Origin of the sequence: Streptomyces sp. ME19-01-6 (assembly GCF_033793745.1) — a bacterium.
GTDB lineage: Bacteria > Actinomycetota > Actinomycetes > Streptomycetales > Streptomycetaceae > Streptomyces.
On sequence record NZ_JARAXF010000034.1, the window covers coordinates 15,445 to 36,773 of the forward strand.

Consider the following 21,329-nt stretch of genomic DNA (forward strand, 5'->3'; position numbering starts at 1 on the left):
CGACGCTCGGGCTCAGGACATCGTCCAGAAACGCTGACCGAGCGACGCCAGCAGCACGGCCAACAGCGGCAGCGAGAACCAGAACGAGCCCTGCAGCCACCGCAGCCGCCGCACGCTCGGCCGGACGGCCACCCGCACCACCTCACGCGCCGCCAGCAGCGCGATCAGCGCAACCGCCGAGAGCGCGCCGAGCACCGACCACGGCGTCCAGGTGATCCGCGGTCCGGCCGGCCCCGGGGCGGGCCGCGGGACCGGGCCGCGCGGCTGCCGCGTCAGCTCGTACAGCGCCGCGTCGTCGTTCGACAGCACCCGGCGCAGCTCCGGCCGCCCGTTAAGGGAGCGCAGCAGCCGCCGCTCCCAGGTGGCCGAGTAGCCCGAGTCCAGCCGCAGAGAGACGGACTGGCCCCGCCCCACCATCAGATACGAGTGCGGCCCCGCCTCGCGCAACGCCTTGACCAGGCCGTCGACGAGGACCGGGTCGCGCGGCGCGAGCGTCGGCAGATAGCTCACCCGCTCCATGTCCCGGTCCCCCCACGGCATGGCCGGGGTGACGTTGTTGACGGTGTCATTGCTCATCCACAGCACGCGCACGGTCGGCTTGTCATGGGCGTAGACGTACTCCATCGCCGCGACTTCGCCCGGCCGCACCCGCTCGAACGTCTCATTGCCCCAGCGGGCGACCAGGAAGCCGAACATGAGCACGAGCCCCGCCAGCAGGGCGGCCACAGGACCCAGGCCCCGGCGGGCCGACACGACACGCGGGAACAGCGACAGCGCCCCGAGCGCGCAGGCGCCCGGCAGCGCGAACATGAACACGCGCAGCGCCATCTCCCCGCCGTACGACTGCATGCCGAAGCCGAGGAACGGTACGAAGGTCAGCACCACCAGCGACCGCTCCGCGAACCCCGCCGCACGCCGCCGCAGCACCCCCCAGCAGGCGAAGGCCAGCACCCCGCCCGCCAGCGCCACGCGGGTGTAGAGCACCAGCTTGTGCACGCTGCTGCCGCCCTCGATACGGCCCGAGACGGACGAGGACACATTGCCGCCGACCCCGCCGACCCCGCCGAACAGCTCGTCGAAGTGGCCCGACCAGTACGGCTCGGCCAGGAACCCGACCCACACCGCCACCATCACCCCGCACAGCAGCGGGAGCCCGCACAGCTCCGACCGCCGCACCAGCACCAGGGCGGTCACCACCCCCAGCATCATGAACGGCGTCAGCTGGTGTGCCGCCACGGACGCCGTGAACAGCACGAGCAGCAGACCCAGCAGCGCGGTGCGCTGCCCGCGCGTGGCGTCGGCCACCTCGGCCTCGCCGGGCCACCACCTCCCGCGCAGCACGCGCGGCTCCCGGAACCACACCAGCAGCACGGCGACGAAGAGAAGATAGAAGAGGTAGGTGAAGCCCTGCGGCGAGAAGTAGTCCTGACCCACCCAGCCGCACAGCGCGAACAGCCAGGCCGCCGTCCACTGGGCGCGCCAGCTCGCGCGCAGGGACCGCAGCAGCACCATCATGGGCGCGAGGCAGAGGAGTTGAACGGCCGTTGGCCACCAGCGCAGCACCTCGGTGAAGTCCCGGACGCCCCCGGCCCGCGCCAGGAACTCCGCCCCCGCGAAGAAGCCCGGCCAGCTCCACCGCGCGTCCAGATCGGGCACCGCCTCGCCGGTCCGGCCGATGTAGTCCAGAAACCCGACATGCTGCCACGCGGTCGGAAACCGCGGCTCCCCCTCCAGCACCGCGGGCACGGCGTGCAGTGACACCACCGTCGCCACCAGCGCCACGGCCAGCAGCCCGTGCCGCGGCCGGGCCGGCCACAGCGCACCGGCAAAGGCCACCACCAGCAGCGCCGCCCCCACCAACGTCGCCTGCGGCAGTACGGAGACCAGCCCGAGGCCGCCCATGCCGTCCAGATCGGCCTCGCCCATCCGGCTCACCGGCACCCAGTACAACGCGAGCGCGACACCGAGGACCAGCCACAGCCCCAACGTCACCCCACGCCCGCGCCCGCGCCTCGCCGCGTCGGCCTTCTCGGGTCTCGGCTGAGGCGCCGGCGCGTCGGCTCGGTCGCCGGGGCGCCGAGTGTCTTCCGGGAAGCCGGGGCCGACGGCCGAACCGGCGTGGTTCGGTGGCCCGTAGCGCTTGTTCCAGCGGTGTTCCTGGTGGTCGCCCTGCGGCGGAGCCGCATGTCCCAGCCCCATGCGGATGCCGAGCGCCAGTGTGTCGTGGTCGAGCGTGGAGCGCAGCGCCCAGTGGGTGCCGAAGCGCGGGTCGGGCTCGCCTCGCCGTCGGTGCCGGGGGCCCGGTCCGCGGTCGCCGTGGACGGCGAGATCCGCGAGGTCGCCGTCGGGCGCGGTGTCGAGCTCGGGCGGCAGCGGCGGAACGGCGTACGCGGGGGACACGCCGGGCCCGGCGTACGCGGGGGACACCGCGGGCCGCGCCCTGAGCACCCCGCGCAGCTTGACCGCCGCGATGGCCGCGATCACCGACAGGCTGGAGATCTCGGCGACCCCCGCCCCCGTCAGCCCCATGCGCGGGAGCAGCACCAGGGTCAGGCCCAGCACCAACACACACAGCAGACCCTGCAGATAGGCCAGCCCCGAGGTGCGGTTCTGCGCGCGCAGCACCGCGAAGTACACCTCGATTGAGACCCGCAGCGCCGCCCCCACCGCGAGCCACCGCAGCAGCGGCGCGGCCGCCTGCGCGTACCCGTCCCCGAACACCCCGAGGATCTGCGGGGCGAAGACGAAGAGGACGAGACAGGCCGGGATCATGATGCGCGCCATCCGGCGCAGCGCCGCGCGGCAGTTCTCCGCGAGCCGGGCCGGGTCGTGCGAGCCCTCGACGGTCAGCGACGCGCCCATGTTGATGGCGAGCAGGTTGGTCGTGCCGCCGATGGTGGTGGTGATGTAGAAGTACGCGTTGTCGGCCGCGCTGACCTGCGAGGCGACGATCACCGGCACCGCGTAGACCACGGCCAGCGAGAAGAGCGACCCGGTGCAGTCCCCGGCGAGGAAGCGACCCATCTCCCGGTGGGTCGCGGGCCGCGCCGACTCCCGCGTCGCCTCGACGTGCCGGGGCACCAGCCGGCGGAACACCAGCCAGCCCAGCGGCACCGCGGACACCGCGATCGAGGCGACCCAGGACACGAACACCCCGGCCGTCGGGATCGCCGCGGCCAGTGCGACGAGCAGCAGCAGCTTCGCCGCCGAGAACACGGTGTTGCCCACCGGCACCCAGAACGCGTTGCGCAGCCCGGTGAGCACCCCGTCCTGGAGGGTCAGCAGCGACCACCCGACAACCGCCGCGATGAAGCCGAGGCCGTGGAGGGACCCGTGCAGAAAGCGGTACGAGGGCCCCCACGTATCGAGCGTGAGCAGGAAGACCCCCGCCGCCACCGCGACGACCACCGAGCTGCCCGCGTACGTACGGAGGACCAGCCGCCCGGTCGTGCCCCCGGCGACCGGGATGAAACGGGCCAGCGCCCCGGTGAGGGTCACGGCCGTGACCCCCGCGAGGAGCTTCATCGCGGCGATGGCCGCCGAGCCCTGGCCGACCGCGTCCTCCGTGTAGTAGCGGGCCGCGGCCAGCCAGAAGCCGAGGCCGAGGACCGCCGAGATGCCCGTGTTCAGCATCAGCGCATAGGCGTTGCGGAACAGCTGGTTGCGATCGCCGCCGCCGCGGTCGCTGCCGTGGTCGCCGCGGCGGCCGGCGCGCCCAGCGGGCGCCGCAGCCTCCGCCGCCCGGTGGGTGGACTTCTCTGCCCGGGTGGTCGTATCGGACACGGGCTCAGCGCACCTTCCCCCATACCTGACGTGATACCTGGCGTGATCTGCGGACCAGGGCGTACCCCTTGGTGAGAGCCCGGTCCCGGGCGAAACGCCGGCCGATTGCCCGGCCGGTGACCAACTGCTCGAACTCCTTGACGCGGGTGGTGCGGCCGACCGTCACCCGCCGCAGGGCGTACGGGCCCTGGCGGCGCGCCGCGAGGCCGTTGCCCACCACGAGCCCCACGCCGAACCCGGCCGCGCGCACCGTGCGGCGCACCCGGCGGCTGGAGTAGCCGTAGGGGTAGGCGAAGGACACCGGCGGGCGGCCGAGCTCGTCGGTGAGGATCTCCCGGCAGCGCAACACCTCGAACCACAGCCGCTCGTCGTCGAGCTGGTCGAGCTGCGGGTGGCTGTGGCTGTGCCCGCCGATCTCGAGACCCGCGGCCGCGAGCGTGCGCAACTGGTCCCAGTCGAGCATGAAATCGAGCGCGCCGCCCGTGTCGTACGGGCCGCGCAGCCAGCCGGTCGAGGCGAACAGCGTGGCCGTGAAGCCACGCGTTTCCAGCGTGGGGAGGGCGTACCGGTGCACGCCCTCATAGCCGTCGTCGAAGGTGATCAGCACGGGCTTGTCCGGCAGCGCCGCACCGCCACGCCAGGCGGCGGCCAGCCGCCCGCAGGTGACCGGCGTGAACCCGCGCGCGCCGAGCAGCTCCATCTGCTCGGCGAACGCGCCCGGCGAGACGGACAGTCCCCGCGTCGCGCGCGCGGGAGCGTGTGCCACGGCGTGGTACATCAGTATCGGCACGTGCCCGTTCATGTGCGGCCTCCCACGCGGGAGGAGCCCGAGCGCCGCCCGCACGCCGTCCGTGGGCGGGCTGCGTGCTGGTATGTCACGCTGACGCGGCCCACGCGCGGGCGGGCAGCGCTGCGCGCCGGCTCCGCTGTCCCGGGTCGGCTCGCCGGGGCGTGCCGGAAGGTTGGGCGGGGCCGGGGTCGGGAGCGTGCGAGCGGGTGTGCCACGCCGATGTGGCCCACGCCCGTGCGCGTTGCGCCGCACGCCGCCTTCACCGTTCCGGGTCGGCCCGCTGAGCCCAGCCGCGCCGTTGGACGAGACCGGGGCCCAGACCGTGTGAGCGGGCGCGTTGCGCCACGCGGCGCCTCCACCGTCCCTCCCTGGCCCACCCGGCCCGTCGGGTGCGGGCCACGGCTGGACTGTGTGGGGCGGGCGAACGTATCGAGGCGCGCGGGGGGCTGGGGTCTGTCGGTCATGCCGCCCCCTCGTGTGCCTCTGTGTACGGCTTGCCGTGGGTGTCCTGCCGCGTCGGCTCAGCCGGGCGCGCTCCCGCGCCGGTCGTCCCGGTGCCCGCCTCGGGGACCGGGGGCACCGCGAAGCGGGCGCCGCCTGCTCCGGGGGCGCGGGAGGCGCCCACCACGTAGCCGCTCGCCGCCGCGGCGGCCCCGGCCACGATCGCGCCCGCGCGGCCCGCGCCGCCCGGCCTGCCGAGGAGGGCGTCGCGCAGGCCGCGGGCGATGCCCGCGGGGAGTACGCGGGTGGTGTAGCGGCGCTCGGTGGACAGGCCCGCCTGGGCTCCTACGCTGCGGGCGACCAGGGCCTTGGACAGGCCCTCGGCGTAGGCGCGGGCGCGGAAGTAGGCGAACCGCTCGCGGGCGGGCGGGACCTTGTGGTGGATCACGGCGCGGTCGTCGATGAGCAGCACCGCGTCCGGCCGGGCGCGGGTGAGCCGGATGCACAGCTCGGTCTCCTCGCAGCCCAGCGGCCGCTTGTCGCCGTCCCGCCCGATGCCGGTCGCGAAGCCGCCGGTGAGTTCGAAGGCCTCGCGGCGGAAGGACGCGTTGCCGCCGAAGACGTTGCGCACCCGGACCCGGCCGGGCGGCAGCCCCCGGTACGTACAGCCGACGACCCAGTCGAACTCCTCGGGGAACCAGGGCGGGCGGCGGCGGGAGGCCCACAGCGGGACGGTGCGCCCGCCGACCGCCAGCACCGCCGGGTCGGCGTAGGCGGCGGCGAAGTGGTGCAGCCAGTCGCGTTCGGCGACGGCGTCGTCGTCGAGGAAGGCGATCACCTCGCCGGTGGAGGCCGCTATGCCGGTGTTGCGGCCCGCGGACAGGCCGCGGGGGCCCGCGTTGGCGAGCACCCGCACCTCCTCCTTACGACCGCCCGCACCTGGACCGTAGCCGTAATGGGTGGTCAGACGGCGCAGCAGACCGGGGTTGTGGTCGACCACGAGGAGCGTCTCGTGGGCGGGCAGCGACTGGTCCCGCACCGAGTCCACCGCCGCGAGGATGTCGTCCCAGCGCTCCTCGGTGTAGACGCAGATCACCACGGAGATCCGCGGCCGAGCGGGGAGCGCGGTCACGACAGCTCCCCTCGGACCGTCGCGGGCGCCAGCGCGGGGTGGCGCCGCCGCCGCTTGGCGCCCCGCTCGCGCAGGATCACCCTCAGCACGCGCAGCCCGTCGCGCACGGCCCGCAGATTGCTGACGCCGTGGATGCGCTCGTACTCGTGGCTGGGGATCTCCTGGACCCGCAGGCCCGCCTTGACCACGCGGATGTTCATCAGGGTCTCTACCTCGAACCCGGCGCAGTCCAGCGCGATCTCGTCCAGGCAGTGGCGCCAGAAGGCGTTGTAGCCGTAGCACAGGTCGGTGTAGCGGGCGCCGAACTTGTGGTTGACCAGCGAGGTCAGCGCGCGGTTGCCGAGCCTGCGGATCGGCGTCATGTCGTCCGTGCCGCCGCCGTTGGCGAACCGCGACCCCTTGGCGAAGTCAGCGCCGGAGACCAGCGCGGACACATAGCTGACGATCTCGCCGCCGTCGGCCGAGCCGTCCGCGTCGACCATCACCACGATCTCGCCGGTGCAGGCCGCGAATCCGCTGATGAGCGCGTCGCCCTTGCCCTTGCCGCGCTGCGGTACGACCTTCACTCCCGGCCACAGCTCTCGGGCCACCCGGACCGTGTCGTCCGTGGAATTCCCGTCCACGAGTACGACCTCATGGATCCAGGCGGGCAGCGTCTTGAAGACGTACGGAAGGTTCTCGGCTTCGTTCATGGCCGGAATCACGACGCTCACCGGCGGCGCGATCGCGAGATGAGAGGACACCGGGCGATACCGGTGCGGTCCATTTTTCGATGCGGATTCGCTTTCCGGCACGGATTCGCTTTCCGGTGCGTCCGGGTGCACAGAGGAGCTCATTGCTGTTTTCCCTCTCGTCCGGTGGACCGTCCGCCCCGGGCGGTCCGTTGGGTTATCCGGTTCGAAAGGGGGGTTCTCACCCGCCCCTGACGGCTCGACGGCATGGCGGCATGACGACGTAACGGCATGACGACATGGACAGCCGACAAGGCCGAGCGAGCTGGCTGGCGTTACTTGCCTCGCGGCCCGCGTCGCGGCATTCCTGAGCAGCACAAGCACAGGACAGCCGGGCGCGGCACCCCCCTACCGCGGTCCCGCCCCGGAATCCATCGCGACGTTCGAGCCCTCCCCTGGAGCCGCCATGATGATGGTTCCGACACGGGTGTTACTACGACGGTATTTACCCTGATTACTCTAGGGCAAGAGCAATCACCCCAAACACCCCCTTTGGTAAATGCGTTCGTCAATTCTTGGCCCGGATACTGCCCAATCGCTTGAGCAGCCGATCGGCCGGCCCGAAGAGCTCCGGCCGGGAAAGCACCGTATTGCGCAGCACCCGAATCGGGGCGCGCCGCGCCCGGTGCCCCAGCGCCACGGGATGGCGGCGCGTCACCCACCCCTCCGACACGCTGAGATCACGTGTTTTCAGGGAGTTCTTGTATTCTTTCTCACCGCGCCCGAGATCGAGATAGGCCAGCCCCTGCGCGGCCGCCCCCTCGGCCATGCGCAGATGCAGCACCAGCCCGGGCGAGTATTTCGCGAACGCCGTGTCGTACGCCGGGAACCAGCAGGCCAGCACGCGCTCCGAGCGCAGCCCGAAATGCGCGGCCACCGGCTGCCCGGCGCAGTAGAGCACCGAAAGCAGCCCGGCGAACGAGGTGGTGCGCGTGTGGAAGAGCTGCTCCACCAGGTGGGTGATCCAGGTGCGGGCGAAGCGGTCGCTGCGCCCCGTCCTGCGGTACTGCGCGGACTTCCAGCCGATCAGTGTGCGCAGCGCGGCCGGATCGCGCTCGTCGTGGACGTACCGCACCTCGCCGACGTCCCGGCCCAGCTTGCGCTCCTTGGCGAGCGTGGTGCGGGCGAACTTGGGCGAGCGGGCGCGCAACTGGGCCAGATACGCCTCGAAGCCCTGCTCCACGTCGATCACCGGGGAGGGAAAGGAGCCCCGGGCCCCCACCTCGAAGGGCTTCTGTCCCTCCATCAGGTGATCGAATTCCCAGACCGCGAGCCCGCAGGCCTGCAGCAGCTCGCGCGCCTCCCACTGGAATCCGGGCCGGTGCATCAGGCCCTGCGAGTCCGAAAGGCCCAGGCCGATCGCCCGCCCCACACCGAGCCGGGTCCGCTGGAACGGGAAGAACGCCACGGGCTCGTCTTCTTCGCGCACCACCGCGATCCGTACCCCGCGTCTGCAGCGGCCGAGGGCCAGCGTGAACTCCGGGGCGAGAAAGGGGTTTGCCAGCTCGGGCGCGCCCAAGAGGTGCGCCTGCGTCTGGATGGCCGTCCAGGCCGCCCGGTCGGCGGCCGTGAGTTCGCCGGGGCGGTACACGCCGATGTCCACGTCTCATCCCTGACTTCTCATCCCTGACTGTTCGTCGTGCGGCGACTGTTCGTCGTGCGGCGGCGACGGCGACGCGCGTGGGCCTCCCGTACCGACAGGAAGAGCGCCAAGCTCACCGCAGTGACCGCCAGCACGCCCCCGCGCACCGACCACACATGCAGAGCGAGCATCGCCTGCGCGACCAACAGATCCAGCGCGAGCGCGCCCACGCCCGCGAGCACCGCCCGGGCCGCCCCGTCCAGCCCGCGCAGCGCGCCCCCCAGGGTCGACGCGGGCGCCATGACAAGGAAGAAGAGAGTGAGGGGTGCGCGCAGCGGCGAGTCGATGTCCGCGAGCGTGAGCGCGGCACCGGTCCCTCCGATGCCGACGGCGACCCCCACGAGTACTGCCGGGAACCGCACACCTTCTGGGCTCTTGTCACTGTTGGTCTGCATTGGCGACTTTGCCCCTCGAAGCGCCGGATGCCGGGCTTAAATGTCGCGCAGGCGGAGGAGGCCCGTCAAGATGCGGCAGATGTGCGAACGGGCAAGTCACAGACGTGAGTTGACAGTTCCGTTTGGCGTGCAACGGCGTGCGCGGGTGGCGCGTGACCGGCTTGCGACGCCGACATGAGGGAAGTTCATCGCCTCGACCGGAATATTTTCCTAACTACACGCATAGACCCTTGGTTTCGGCGGGATGACATAGCCATGCCACGCCAACGGCAACGACGCAACGCGGCGGCGGGGCAGACGGTTTCGAACACGATTGCCCCTTTCGGGGGAGGTCGTGTCGCAACAGCATCGGCAGCAATCCTGCTAAGGGAGACTGAATGAAACTGTCCAGACTCACGGCCACCGCAAGCGCCTTCGCCGTCGGTGTCGTCCTCGCCTTCACCGGGGCCGGCGCGGCTCAGGCCGCGGAGAGCGCCGCAGGGCCCGCCTATGTGGCGCTCGGTGACTCCTACTCATCCGGTGTCGGCTCCGGCAGCTACGACTCCGCGAGCGGCAGCTGCAAGCGCAGCACCAAGTCCTACCCCAAGCTCTGGGCCGCCGCGCACGCCCCCTCGAGCTTCAGCTTCACCGCCTGTTCCGGCGCCAAGACCGGTGACGTCCTGAACAACCAGCTCGGCCCGCTGAACTCCAGCACCGGCCTGGTCAGCATCAGCATCGGCGGCAACGACGCCGGCTTCGCCGACGTCATGACCACCTGTGTGCTGCCCGGCGAGGCCAACTGCCTCACCGCGGTCGCCAACGCCCGCAGCTACGCCCAGAACACCCTGCCCGGCAAGCTGGACCAGGTCTACGACGCCATCCACGCCAAGGCCCCGAACGCCCGTGTCGTCGTTCTCGGCTACCCGCGCTTCTACAAGCTCAAGGGCGACTGCGTCGCGGGGCTCACCGAGAGCGAGCGCACCGCGATCAACAACGCCTCGGACTACCTGAACTCCGTCACCAAGGGCCGCGCCTCCGCCCACGGCTTCTCCTTCGGTGACGTGGCCACCCCGTTCACCGGGCACGAGATCTGCTCCGGGAGCGAGTGGCTGCACAGCGTCACCTGGCCCATCGACGAGTCCTACCACCCGACCGCCGCGGGCCAGTCCGGCGGCTACCTGCCCGTCCTGAACGCGGCTGACGGGATCTGATCAGCTGTTTGAACTATCGCTTCGCCACCACATGAGAGCGGAAGGCCCCGGACGTCCGTCCGGGGCCTTCTCGCGTGCCGGCTCCGTAGCCCGCGCACCTGTCGACACGGCGTCAGCCCAGCGTCGTGGCCGCCCCCCTGAGCACCAGCCCGCAGCCCAGTACCAGCACCACGGCCGCGGTGCCCACGGGCGAGGCGCGATGCATGAGGCGCAGTACGCGCTGGCCGCGGCCCCCGTCACCGGCCCGGGCGGCCAGCCGCTCCGTGGCCCGCCGCCCCAGGCGCACCACCGCGATCCCGGCCAGCGTGAGCGTGAGCGCGAGCCCCGCCCCGTACGCCAGCACCAGCAGAAACCCGAACCACGCCTGCCCGAGCGCGGCCGCCCCCACGAGGACGACCACGGCGGACGGGCTGGGCACAAGCCCGCCGGCGAAGCCGAGGAGGAGGGTGCCGCGCAGAGTGGGGCGGCCGGAGGGGAGGGGGTGGGAGTGGGTGAAGCCGCCGTGAGAGTGGACGTGCTCGTGCTCGTGTTCGTGTGTGTGGCTGTGCCCGTGCTCGTCGTGATGGTGATGGTGTGCGGGAGCGCGCTGCCGCAGTGCCTTGCGCAGCAATCCCGCCCCGGCCAGCGCCACGAGCACCCCGCTGGCGATGCCCAGCCACGCGATCACCGAAGGCGCGGCCGCCGAGCCCGCCGTGACCAACAGGCCCAGCGCGAAGACCCCGAGGGTGTGAGTGACCGTCACCGAGGCGCCCAGCGCAAGCACATCGCGCAGCGCGCTGCGCCCGCCCGCCGCCGCGGCCGCCGCCATCAGCGTCTTGCCGTGGCCGGGCGCGAGCGCGTGCATCGCGCCGAGCAGCATGGCGGTCGCGAACGCGGTCACGGCGAAGAAGGGTGTGATGTCGTGCCGCGCCACCAGGTTGGTGAGCGCCTGCGTCCAGCGGTCCACGCCACGTGGCAGCACGGAGCTGCCGGGCGGCTCGGACTGTTCGTCCCGTGACTCGGCGAGCGCGGCGCCGCCCGGCGCGGTGCGCAGCGCGGCGGTCCGCTCGTCCGGCGGCGAGGACAGCTGGTCCTGCGGATAGCGGGTCAGCCGCCGCGAGGCGGAGGATGCGGGCACGTCGGAGGCCGCGAGCGTCATCCGGTCCCCCCGCGCGGTCATCTCACGCCAGCCGGGCCCCGTGCCGATGTCCGCCGGACGGTACGCGAGCGAGGCGTGGCCGTCGCGCGGCAGCACGGCGGTCAGCCGGCACTCGACGCGCAGCGTCGGCAGACCGGCCTGCCCCGCCCGCGACCGCGCCTGCGCGCCCTCGCTCCGTACGGACACCGACTGCCCCCGCACCGTCAGCCGCGCGTCCCGTGCCGCGCTCGCGCAGCGCCGGTCGGCCCAGGCGTCCAGCTCGGGGCGGGAGAGCTCGTCGTCGCCGTCCTGGTCGATCCGCGGTTTCGCCTGGGCGGCCGGGATCTCGGCGAGGTCCTCCACATGGTCGACCCGCAGTGCGCCCGGCGCGACGACCAGCCCGTCGTAGCGGTTGACGGTGAAGTTCCCGAGCGGATGCGCTTCGGCGGCCCCGGCGGGCAGCATCACCATGGCGGCCGCCCCGAAGAGCACGGACGCGGCGGCGCCGATGCGGCGGGCGCGCCGGATCAGCCGGTTCATGAACGGGTACCTCCTGCGGTGCGGATGGGTCGGTGCGGATGGGTGGCTGCGGGTGCGGGTGCGGGCGGGCCGGGCGGGTTGGTACCCCCGCCCGGCCCGCGGCCCTGCCGCGCGGAAGGCGAACCCGCAGTGCGCGGGCCCCCGGGCGCCTCGGCTGGACGGCCCCTCCCGGTCGTTCGGGCGGGCGAGTGGCGCGGTCCGGGCATGCCGGGTGTGAGCCGGGGCGGGAGGCGTCCCCGGGCGCGCGGCGCGCCCGGTGCTCGGCGGATCGGGGCCCAGGGCAGGGCCCACCACGCGGCGGAGCCGCATATCGACAGGGGCCGGGAAGGGGCGGGGCAGGCGGGCAGCAGCCGTTTGCGGCCCTGCTGCCCGGCCGCCGCGGGGACGGCCGGGTGGTCGGTCATCGTGTGCCGCCCAGGCCCTTCAGCGCCGCCTTCGCCGCGCGGGCGCCCGTGAGGGAGAAGGCCGGGTTGAGGTCGAGGGCGTCGGTGAGGTGGCGGCGGGCGGACGCGGTGTCGCCGAGGGACTTCTCGATGACCCCCCGGTGGTAGAGGAAGGACGCGTTGCGATACCCGGGCGCCGCGGCGGACTTGGCGTAGGTCAGGGCCTCGCGGTCGCGGCCGGCCCGGTGCAGCGCCCAGGCCAGCGCGTCGGCGGTGTGCACGCTGTGCCGGCGGCCCCACTCGGCGCGGGCCGCCCGCAGCGCTTCCGTACGGTCGCCGTGGTCGGCGGCGATCAGCGCGCTGTCGAGGTCGGTCGCCACCCCGTTGGCCCGCGCCAGGTCGATCCAGGTGGCGGCCACGGCGTACTGCTCCCGGGCCCGTGTCCGGTCACCGCGCGCCTCGTACACCTCGCCGAGGGCGGCGAGTTCGGCGGGCAGCGGGTAGCGGCGTACGACCTCTTCCAGGTCGCGGGCCGCCGCGTCGAGGTCGCCGACCGCGGCGCGGGTGCGGCCGCGGCCCTCCAGGGCGGGGAGGTGGCCGGGCTCGGCGCGCAGCGCGTCGGCGAAGTGGCCGCGCGCCCGGGGGAACTGGCCCTGGCTCCAGGCCAGCTGCCCGAGGGCCGTGGCCACGTACGCCACGTCCCCGGGCGCGGTCGCCGACTTCCGCGCGCGCAGCAGCACGCGGCGGGCGCCGCCCGGGTCGCCGCGCAGCTCCAGGACGTAGGCGAGGCGGGTGAAGACGGGGATGCCGGGGCGCAGCGAGTCGGCGCGCCTGGCCGCGGTGTACGCCTCGTCGTACCGGCCGAGTTCGACGAGCGCGTCCACCCGGACGGCGAGCGCCCGCTCGCTGTACGCGTTGACCTTCAGCGCCCGGTCGGCGTCCCGCAGCGCGCCGGGGAAGTCGTGGCGCGCCGCGGCGAGCGCGGCGCGCCCGGCGAGGGCCGGGTCGTTGTCGCGCGGCTGGGCGGACAGGGAGCGGGCGAGGGCCTTCTGCGCCCGGGGGTAGCGGGTGGGGTCCCCGGTAGTGCGGGCCTGCTCGACGTAGGCCGCGCCGAGCGTGGCCCAGCCGGCCGCGTCCTTGGGCTTGGCGCGCAGATGGGCCTGGAGCGCGCTGACGCTCTTCCCCAGGTCCTCGGAGCTGACCCGGTCGAGCGCCGTCCGGCCGGCGGGCAGCACGGCGGTGGTCCGTGTGCCGGACGGGCGGTCATCCAACCCGCCGACGGCGAACGCGGCGACCGTGAGCCCGGTCGCGAGCGTGACGACGGCGGCGGCGGTGCGGACGAGGTGCCGGACGGGCATGACGGCTGCCTTTCGGATGCGGCTTCTCGGGGCTTCGGGCTTCGGGCTTCGTCGCGTTCGGAACTTCGGGGCTTCTGAGCGCTTTGGGGGCGTTCAGGGTTCGGGTGCCGGTGCTACCGGGGTGTACGTACGGAAGCGGGCCCGTGCTCGCCGGTCCGGGCCGGTGGGCGCGTTTTCTTCTCGAACGCGCCCACCGGCCGGTGCGCGGGACCGACCCCCGCCGCACGCCGTCAGTGCCTGCGCGTGTGCACCCGCACCAGCCGGCGGCGGCGCCGGCGCCAGGTCAGGCCGACGGCCAGCAGCAGCACCGCCGCGCCGCCCGCGGCCGCGGACGTGGCCAGCAGGGTGTTGTTGTCCTCGGTGGAGGTGGTGACGATGCCGGAGCCGCCGTTCAGCAGGGTGCGGCCGTTCGTCGCGGTCGTGGCGCTCTTGGTGGAGTTCTTGACGTCCGAGCCGGAGTTGGGCAGCCCGACGTACGGGAAGTAGCCGCCGAACTTCTGGTCGGCGTTCGCGTCGACCGCGTCGCCCAGGTCGTTCTTCTCGCCGAGCAGCTCGCCCTCGACGACCTGCAGCGCGATGTCCAGGACGTCGTCGGTCAGCCGGCGGCCGTTGGGGAAGCCGGCCTGGTCGCCGTCGAGGACGCCGAGGCGCTTGGGCTTGTGGGTCGGCTTGATCGAGGTGTTCAGCCGCAGCATTTCGGAGGCCTTGACCCCGTCGACCTGGTTGAGGTCGGCCACTCCGGTGAGGAAGACCTGCTCGAGGTCCTTGCGCGGGGTGTCAGGCGCCTTGATCTTGAAGATCTGCTCGATCAGCTTGGGCAGTTCGGGGTCGTCCACGTTGTCCAGGAACTGCGCGTCGTCCTTGGGCTCCGAGGCGTTGAACTTGTCCTTGTCCTTGCGGGGGTTGACGACCTCGTTGACCAGCGGCATGCCGAGCCGCGAGACCTGGGTGTAGCCACCGTAGGCGTCCGCGCGCCGCGTGGTCGACCACACGCCGATCACCGGCTGCTCGTGGGACTCGCGCACCTGGTCGCTGGGCACCTGGAGGGCGAGGGACTGGACGTTGTAGCCCTTGAGGGTGTCGTTGCCGACCTCGGAGAGGTCGCCGCCGTAGAGCAGGTCGAACACCCGCAGGTCGGCGAAGAACGGGTCGTCGGCCTGGCCGGCGAAGGCCGTGGCGCCGCCGTACACCTTGCGCACGGCCTGGTCGCGCAGGGTCTTGTAGTCCGGCATGGACGCCTTGCCCACGTTCGAGGGGGCCACGACCAGATCGTCCGCCACCTTCGTGCGGTCGACGGCCTTGCCGTGGCGCATCTTGATGAGCTCGATGTCGTACGTCTGGAAGAAGTTCAGGTCCTGGTCGTCGAGGGAGGTGACCGGGCCGGTGTTGTAGAGGAACGTGTCCTCGTTGCGGACGTGGTCCTTGAAGGTCCAGCGGTAGATCAGGTCTTCCCGGGCGTCCCCGTCGTTGTCGACGCGCAGGTCGTACTGGGCGTCCTCGGCGAACTTGTAGAAGTTCGGGCCGCCCGACGGGTCCTGGAACGGCAGGAAGTTCGCGACCAGCGTCGTCGTGTCCGCCTTGTCGGGGCTCACGAACGCGTAGACGTCGGTGGTGTCGTACTCCGGCTGGCCCGAGATCAGCGGGGCCTCCCGGTGGCTGGAGGCCTCCGCCTCCCCGGGCCCGAGCGCGGCCACACCGGCCGCCGCGAGCCCTCCCGCGGCCAGCGCTCCGCACACGAGCGCGGCCACACTCCTCTTGGTGATTGAGGTCATCTGGGTCGGTCCTTCGTACGTGTGGTGGACAGGCTGACGTCGGCTATTCGGAGCGGTCGGCCGACCGGATTGGTGGGTCGGCGGATTTTTTTCGGCGGGCGTCGCGAAGCGACCGGAGACGGGGCAGCTGAGACGGATGGCAGGAAGCGGGGTTTGCCGCGTGAGTGTGGAGCAGACGGGAGAGCGGGGCCCGGTACGCGGGTGGGTGGACGGCCAGGAGCGTGCGGGTGAGCGTCGCGGCCCGGACGACCTGCTGCCGCTGGTCGCCGGCGGGGACCACCGTGCGTTCGAGGAGCTGTACGGCATGGTGTCGGGGCCCGTGTACGGACTGGTGCGGCGCGTGCTGCGGGACCCGGCGCAGTCCGAGGAGGTCGCGCAGGAGGCGCTGCTGGAGGTCTGGCGCACCGCCGCGCGCTTCGACCCGCGCCGCGGTTCCGCGCTCGCCTGGATCCTCACCCTCGCCCACCGCCGCGCCGTGGACCGGGTGCGGTCGGCCCGCTCGGCGGCCGACCGCGAGGCGCGGGTCGGCGGGCAGGCGGAGGGCCCGGCCTTCGACCAGGTGGCGGAGGCGGTCGAAGGGCGTCTTGAGCGCGAGTGGGTACGCGGCTGTCTGACCCGACTCACCGAATTACAGCGGCAGTCGGTCACCCTCGCGTACTACGAGGGGTACTCCTACCGGGAGGTGGCGCATCGGCTGGCCGTACCGCTGGGGACGGTCAAGACGCGGATGCGGGACGGGCTGACCCGGCTGCGTGAGTGCTTGGGAGCGGCGGTATGACCTCCAACCGGTCCACCGACCGGCCGACCGACCGGACCCCGGCGTACCGGGGCGGCAGGGGGCGCAAGGCGCACGCCCTGGCGGGTGCGTACGCCCTCGACGCGCTGGAGCCCAAGGAGCGGCGACGGTACGAGCGGCATCTGGCCCGCTGCCCGGGCTGCGCCCAGGAAGTGCGCGACCTGGCACAGGGCGCGGTGCGGCTGGCGCGCGCGGTGGCCGCCCCGGCGCCGCCCCACATGCGGCAGCGGGTGCTGGCGGCCGCCCACGCCACCCCACAGGAGGCGCCCTCGGCGGCGGACGGCGGATACGCCGTGCCGCCCGCGCGCGCCGCTCACGCGGGCCGCTCCGGGCCCGGCGGGCGGCGGGCGCGCGGCGGGGGCCGCCCGTTCCCCTCCTTCCGGCGCCCCGCGTTCGGTCCGCGGATCGCCGCGGCCGCGGGCGTGCTGTCCCTGATCGCGGCGGTCCTGATCGGCGTCGAGCTGGTCCGCACCCGCGACCAGCTCGACCGGGAGCGGGGCGCGACGCGCGCCGTCGAGCAGGTGCTGTCGGCGCCGGACGCCCGCGGCGTCAGCGGGCGCGACGCCCAGGGCCGCGGCATCAACGCCGTCACCTCGCGCCGCCTCGGCGCGGCCGTGGTCACCGTCTCCGGGCTGCCGACGCCGCCCGACGGGCGGACGTACCAGCTCTGGATGATCGACGCCCCGCCGGGAGGGTCCGGCGCGCCCCGCTCGGCCGGTCTCCTGAAGGGCAGCGGGGAAGGGACGTCACTGGTCACGGGCGGCTTCGGCGCGCACACCGAGCGCCTGGCGGTGACCTTGGAACCGGACGGCGGGTCAGTCCGTCCCACCACCAATCCGGTCGTGCAACTCGCCCTCGGTGATCCATGATTCGTGATGGACGCGTCAACGCCCTTGACGCGGAGGTGAATCAGCGACCTGGGGTGCGTGGGTGACGGCTTGCCGAGGTAGGGTTACTCTGCCCGGGGCGGGTGCCCTCGACGGGTGGGGAGTGACATGGAGCAGATAACAGTACGCAGCAGGCCGCGAGTGCCTGCCATCAACTGCGGGAGCGGGTCGACCAGCGCCCGCCTCGACCGCCATCTCGCGGTGCTGGGCGGCCCTGCCGTGCCGCAGCGGGAGGCCGAGGGCGCGACCGTGCTGATGCAGGAGCTGACCGCGCGGGACCACGCGCGCACCGAGCGGAACAAGGGCGCCAGGGTCTCGCTGTTCGCGCCGCTGCGGCGGCTGCGGCGTTCGCTGTTCGGCAGCCGCCGCTGAGCCTTTCGGCGCGCCCGGCCTGCCCGACTCGTTCCAGTCGGCCCGGGCAGGCCGGTCGGCCCGGTTGACCCGTCCCCAGGGCCCGCCGCGGTCGCCTGCCGCCCGCGACACCCGTCTCGTCGTCCGCATCCCGGGCACGGAGAATCCGGCTCCGCTCCAGCCGGTGAGCCCGTGCCCGCACACGGCATGGCGTCACCCCGGGATGCGGACCGCGACGCGCGCGGAGGTACGCCGCATACGTACCCGTCCTCGCCCCGGAGGCGCGTGCGCATCGGCCATGAGCGACCGTCCGTACGACACGCATCTGGCTTTCAGACCAGGGCGAACTGCCCGCCCGGGCCCTCCTCGTGATGATCCAGCACGGACGCCGGACGGCGGGCCGTGTCGGGCACCGGCAGCACGCCCGCCTCACCCAGCTCCGCCCGGCCCATGCGCGGCCCGGCGGCCAGCCGTTCGGCCAGCGCCCGCCGCGCCGGGCGCAACTCGGCGAGCAGCGCCAGCACGGTGATCAGCTCCAGCAGCTCGGAGGTCCACTCGCGCGGCCAGGCCGCCGGGACGACGGCCTCCAGCGTGCCGGGCTCGCCGCGGGCCGTACGGCGCTCGAACCAGGTCTCAAGGACGCGCGCCCCGCCCGCGTGGAACTCCCACGCGCGGCGCGGCACCGGTGAGATCCGCCCCTCGCCGAGGTGCAGGGCCGCCTCGTCCGGGTCGTACGCGAGGGTCTCGGGCAGCCCGCGCGCGGGGAGCGCGGCGCGTACGTAGGGGCGCTGGCCGCCCGGCATGCGCGGGCGTTCGCCGCTGTGCGCCCCGCGCATATGCAGCCACAGCGCCCGGCGGCCCAGCTCCACCCCCGCCTCCCAGGTCTCGGGGTCGGCGGCCAGCGGCACCGCGCAGCCCTCAGGGCGGTGACCGGCCACCGCGGCGACCCAGGCCAGGAAGTCCTCGGCCGCCACCGGCCGGGCCAGCTCGGCCGCGAGGTGGTCGAGCAGCCCCGGCGCCAGGTTGGGCTCGCGGCCGCCGGGCCGGCGGTAGAGGGGCCGGATCCGCCCGGGGCGGCCCGCGGGGGAGTGGCCGTCCGGCAGCAGTGCCGAGAACGTCAGCGTCGGGCCCGGGTCGGGACCGGTTCCCTCGACGGCGTGGATCTGCCGCTCGTCGGCGACTCGCCACAGCTCCGGCCGGGCGGCGTCGATCAGCCGGTGGTCGGGGATCAGCCATTGCTGGTCGTACGGCCCGTGGGCGACTTGCACCGGCTCGGGGCAGGGCCCGCGCTCGCCCGCCAGAGGGGCGGTGGAGGTCCGCTGCCCGGGCAGCTGGGGCACGGCGCTGTGCAGCGTACGGGAGCGGGTCGGCCGGAACAGCGCCGCCCGCCCGGCTTCGTCACCGGCCCCGACCAGCCGCTCCCAGCGCGCCTTGAGCACCGCCGGGTCCGCGCCCATCACCCACGCCCGGCCCAGCCGCAGCGGCCCCACCGCCCAGGGCATGAGGTCCGCCAGCAGCGGTGCGTCGGCCCATACGGCCCGGTCGGCCTCGGTGGCCTGTGTCGCCGTCACACCGCAGCCCTTCCCCCGGCACGTGGTCCCACTCCCACCCCGCATCGTATCCGCGCCCCACCCAGCGCCCGCCGCCCGCCGAGCGCCCCCTCGCGCGCGACCGGGCCGCCCGTGCCCCGGCGGCGGTGGTGTCGCCCCCGCGACCCGCGGGGTTTGGGGGTGTGGCCGGAATCCCCCCACCGCGGCAGGGAACGTGTCACCTGCGGCTGCCGCGCGTCGGGGCGCCGGGGCGGTGCCGCCCGGCGGCTGCCAGGGCCCCAGCCGGGGCGAGGCCGGACGGGAGCACAGCTTGGCGCGCCGTACCCGAACCGCTCAGCCCGCGGCGGTCACCGCGCCTCGACCGTGACCGTGAACGAGAAGCGGTCCCCCCGGTAGCGGATGCGGGCCACGTCGACGGCCCGGCCCGTCTCGTCGTAGGTCACCCCCGTGTAGTGCAGGATCGGGCTGAGCAGCGGGACCCGCAGCAGGCGGGCGGTCTCCGGGTCGGCGAGACGGGCCTCGACGGTGTCCGTGATGCGGCTGATCCGGACGCCCACCGCGTCCCGCAGCACCTTGGTCATCGGCCAGCGCGCGAGGTCGGCCACGTCGATGCGCGCCGCGATCTCCGGGCGGACGAAGTTCTCGGCCCAGTTGGTCGGCTCGCCGTCCGCCGCGTCGCTCCGCAGCCGCCGGTAGGCCGTGGCCTCGCGCAGGCCCGGGAAGTGCTCCGCCAGCTCCGCCGGTACGGGGGCGGGCCCATGGCCGAGCACGGTCGTCCGCTCGCCGGACTGCTGCGCAACGATCGCGTCCACCGAGCCCAGCAGCCGTACCGGCGCGCCGCGCCGCGCGCTCGGCTCGATGAAGGTGCCGCGCCGCCGGTGGCGGCTGATGAGCCCCTCGGACTCCAGCTCCTTGAGCGCCTGCCGCATCGTCAGGACGCTGACGCCGTAGTGGGCGGCCAGCCGGTCCTCGGTGGGCAGGCGCAGCGGCTCGTGGGGGCCGCGGCCGAGTATGGAGGCCCGCAGGGACTGCGAGACCTGGTACCACAGCGGCAGCTTGCGGTTCAGGATGAGGGAGTCGGGGGCGAAGGCGGTCACCGGAAGTGCCGCTCCAGGCCCTGCCAGACGTCGTCGTACCCCTGCTGGAGGTGGCCCGCCTCCCGCGCCTGCCGGGTGGCCGTCACCGGCCAGCGGGTCTCGAACATGAAGGCCAGCCCGTCGTCGACCTTGCGGGGCGTCAGCTCTGCGCTGCTCGCCCGCTCGAACGTCTCCCGGTCGGGGCCGTGCGCGGACATCATGTTGTGCAGCGAGCCGCCCCCGGGTACGAAGCCCCCTTGGCCCGCGGTCTTGGCGTCGTACGCGCCCTCGATCAGGCCCATGTACTCGCTCATCACATTGCGGTGGAAGTACGGCGGGCGGAAGGTGTCCTCGCCGACCAGCCAGCGCGGGGCGAAGACGACGAAGTCGACGTTGGCCAGCCCCGGGGTGTCCGAGGGCGAGGTGAGGACCGTGAAGATCGACGGATCCGGGTGGTCGTAGCTGATGGTGCCGAGCACATTGAAGCGGCGCAGGTCGTACACGTACGGGACGTGGTTGCCGTGCCAGGCGACGACGTCCAGCGGGGAGTGGTCGTAGGTCGCGGACCAGAGGTTGCCGCAGAACTTGTTGACCACCTCCACCGGGCCCTCCACGTCCTCGTACGCCGCGACCGGGGCCAGGAAGTCCCGCGCGTTGGCCAGCCCGTTGGCGCCGATCGGGCCGAGGTCGGGGAGGACGAAGGGGCGGCCGTGGTTCTCGCAGACGTAGCCGCGCACGGCGGAATCGAGCGGCTCGACGCGGAAGCGCACGCCGCGCGGCACCAGCGCCACATGCCCCGGCTCGGCACGCAGCCGCCCGAACTCGGTGTGCAGCAGCAGCCCGCCCGCCTCGGGCACGATCAGCAGCTCGCCGTCGGCGTCGCTGAAGACCCGGTCGGTCATGGGCGCGTTCGCGGCGTAGAGGTGGATCGCCATGCCGCAGCGGCGGGCGGCGTCGCCGTTGCCGCCGAGCGTCCACAGCCCGGCCAGGAAGTCGGTGCCGGCGGCGGGCTCGGGCAGCGGATCCCAGCGCAGCCGGTTGGGGTCGGGGGCGCACTCGGTGAAGGGCGCGCCGCGCAGTGCGCCATTGTCGACGCGGACGAAGGGCGGGTGCGCGGCGGACGGGCGGACGCGGTACAGCCAGGAGCGGCGGTTGTGGGCGCGCGGCTCGGTGAAGGCGGTGCCGCTGAGCTGCTCCGCGTACAGCCCGAGCGGGGCGCGCTGGGGGGAGTTACGGCCGATGGGCAGCGCGCCGGCGACGGCCTCGCTGCTGTGCTCATTGCCGAAGCCGGGGGAGTGCACCAGCCCTTCGGCCGTCTTGCGCGCCCGCTCGATGTCCGTACCGCCGCTCATCGTCCGGCTCCCGCCACTTGGTCCCTCGGCGTGCGATTCCTCT

Annotated in this window: 16 protein-coding genes; 4 read left to right on the top strand and 12 right to left on the bottom strand. The window is 73.6% G+C overall.

Annotation, left to right across the window (positions count from 1 at the left end):
- Positions 1 to 12 precede the first annotated feature (12 nt).
- From PV419_RS43110 to PV419_RS43135, 6 genes are all read right to left on the bottom strand, one after another.
- Complete coding sequence (locus tag PV419_RS43110) at positions 13 to 3,783, bottom strand: lipopolysaccharide biosynthesis protein (protein WP_319698458.1); 3,771 nt, start codon at positions 3,781 to 3,783, stop codon at positions 13 to 15.
- Between the two features lie 4 nt (positions 3,784 to 3,787).
- Entirely contained in the window at positions 3,788 to 4,585 is a 798-nt protein-coding gene (locus tag PV419_RS43115) for a polysaccharide deacetylase family protein (RefSeq protein WP_319698460.1), read from the bottom strand.
- Between the two features lie 448 nt (positions 4,586 to 5,033).
- On the bottom strand, positions 5,034 to 6,146 hold the full coding sequence (locus tag PV419_RS43120) for a glycosyltransferase family 2 protein (protein WP_319698463.1): 1,113 nt from the start codon (positions 6,144 to 6,146) through the stop codon (positions 5,034 to 5,036).
- Complete coding sequence (locus tag PV419_RS43125; protein WP_319698465.1) at positions 6,143 to 6,982, bottom strand: glycosyltransferase family 2 protein; 840 nt, start codon at positions 6,980 to 6,982, stop codon at positions 6,143 to 6,145. Before PV419_RS43125 ends, PV419_RS43120 begins: the two co-directional genes overlap by 4 nt.
- 403 nt (positions 6,983 to 7,385) lie before the next feature.
- Positions 7,386 to 8,480 carry a GNAT family N-acetyltransferase gene (locus PV419_RS43130; RefSeq protein WP_319698467.1) on the bottom strand — a complete coding sequence of 365 codons (1,095 nt, stop codon included), beginning with the start codon at positions 8,478 to 8,480 and terminating at the stop codon, positions 7,386 to 7,388.
- Between the two features lie 17 nt (positions 8,481 to 8,497).
- Positions 8,498 to 8,914, bottom strand: a complete 417-nt coding sequence (locus PV419_RS43135; protein WP_319698468.1) for a hypothetical protein — start codon at positions 8,912 to 8,914, stop codon at positions 8,498 to 8,500.
- 377 nt (positions 8,915 to 9,291) lie between these two features.
- Between PV419_RS43135 and PV419_RS43140 the strand changes: the two genes are divergently transcribed.
- Positions 9,292 to 10,104 carry an SGNH/GDSL hydrolase family protein gene (locus tag PV419_RS43140; protein ID WP_319698470.1) on the top strand — a complete coding sequence of 271 codons (813 nt, stop codon included), beginning with the start codon at positions 9,292 to 9,294 and terminating at the stop codon, positions 10,102 to 10,104.
- A gap of 112 nt (positions 10,105 to 10,216) precedes the next feature.
- Here the strand turns inward: PV419_RS43140 and PV419_RS43145 are convergent, their stop codons facing one another.
- The 3 genes from PV419_RS43145 to PV419_RS43155 form a co-directional block, all read right to left on the bottom strand.
- On the bottom strand, positions 10,217 to 11,761 hold the full coding sequence (locus PV419_RS43145) for a sulfite exporter TauE/SafE family protein (RefSeq protein WP_319698471.1): 1,545 nt from the start codon (positions 11,759 to 11,761) through the stop codon (positions 10,217 to 10,219).
- Between the two features lie 400 nt (positions 11,762 to 12,161).
- Complete coding sequence (locus PV419_RS43150; RefSeq protein WP_319698473.1) at positions 12,162 to 13,502, bottom strand: tetratricopeptide repeat protein; 1,341 nt, start codon at positions 13,500 to 13,502, stop codon at positions 12,162 to 12,164.
- 230 nt (positions 13,503 to 13,732) lie between these two features.
- Positions 13,733 to 15,274 (bottom strand): DUF4331 domain-containing protein, encoded by a 1,542-nt coding sequence (locus tag PV419_RS43155; protein ID WP_319698474.1) that lies wholly within the window; start codon positions 15,272 to 15,274, stop codon positions 13,733 to 13,735.
- Between the two features lie 205 nt (positions 15,275 to 15,479).
- On the opposite strand from PV419_RS43155, the gene PV419_RS43160 reads away from it, so the two are divergent.
- From PV419_RS43160 to PV419_RS43170, 3 genes are all read left to right on the top strand, one after another.
- Positions 15,480 to 16,052 (top strand): sigma-70 family RNA polymerase sigma factor, encoded by a 573-nt coding sequence (locus PV419_RS43160; RefSeq protein WP_319698588.1) that lies wholly within the window; start codon positions 15,480 to 15,482, stop codon positions 16,050 to 16,052.
- The gene (locus tag PV419_RS43165; RefSeq protein WP_319698475.1) at positions 16,049 to 16,939 is read left to right on the top strand and encodes an anti-sigma factor; all 891 of its coding nucleotides are present in this window, start codon (positions 16,049 to 16,051) and stop codon (positions 16,937 to 16,939) included. Before PV419_RS43160 ends, PV419_RS43165 begins: the two co-directional genes overlap by 4 nt.
- A 126-nt stretch (positions 16,940 to 17,065) precedes the next feature.
- Complete coding sequence (locus tag PV419_RS43170) at positions 17,066 to 17,329, top strand: hypothetical protein (RefSeq protein WP_319698476.1); 264 nt, start codon at positions 17,066 to 17,068, stop codon at positions 17,327 to 17,329.
- A gap of 311 nt (positions 17,330 to 17,640) precedes the next feature.
- Here PV419_RS43170 and PV419_RS43175 read toward each other — a convergent pair whose 3' ends face one another.
- From PV419_RS43175 to hmgA, 3 genes are all read right to left on the bottom strand, one after another.
- Positions 17,641 to 18,879, bottom strand: coding sequence for a type ISP restriction/modification enzyme (locus tag PV419_RS43175; RefSeq protein WP_415925509.1), 1,239 nt, complete (start codon positions 18,877 to 18,879; stop codon positions 17,641 to 17,643).
- 326 nt (positions 18,880 to 19,205) lie between these two features.
- Entirely contained in the window at positions 19,206 to 19,955 is a 750-nt protein-coding gene (locus tag PV419_RS43180) for a GntR family transcriptional regulator (protein WP_319698477.1), read from the bottom strand.
- Positions 19,952 to 21,286 carry a homogentisate 1,2-dioxygenase gene (hmgA, locus tag PV419_RS43185; RefSeq protein WP_319698479.1) on the bottom strand — a complete coding sequence of 445 codons (1,335 nt, stop codon included), beginning with the start codon at positions 21,284 to 21,286 and terminating at the stop codon, positions 19,952 to 19,954. The genes PV419_RS43180 and hmgA overlap by 4 nt, the downstream gene beginning before the upstream one ends.
- Between the last annotated feature and the right edge of the window lie 43 nt (positions 21,287 to 21,329).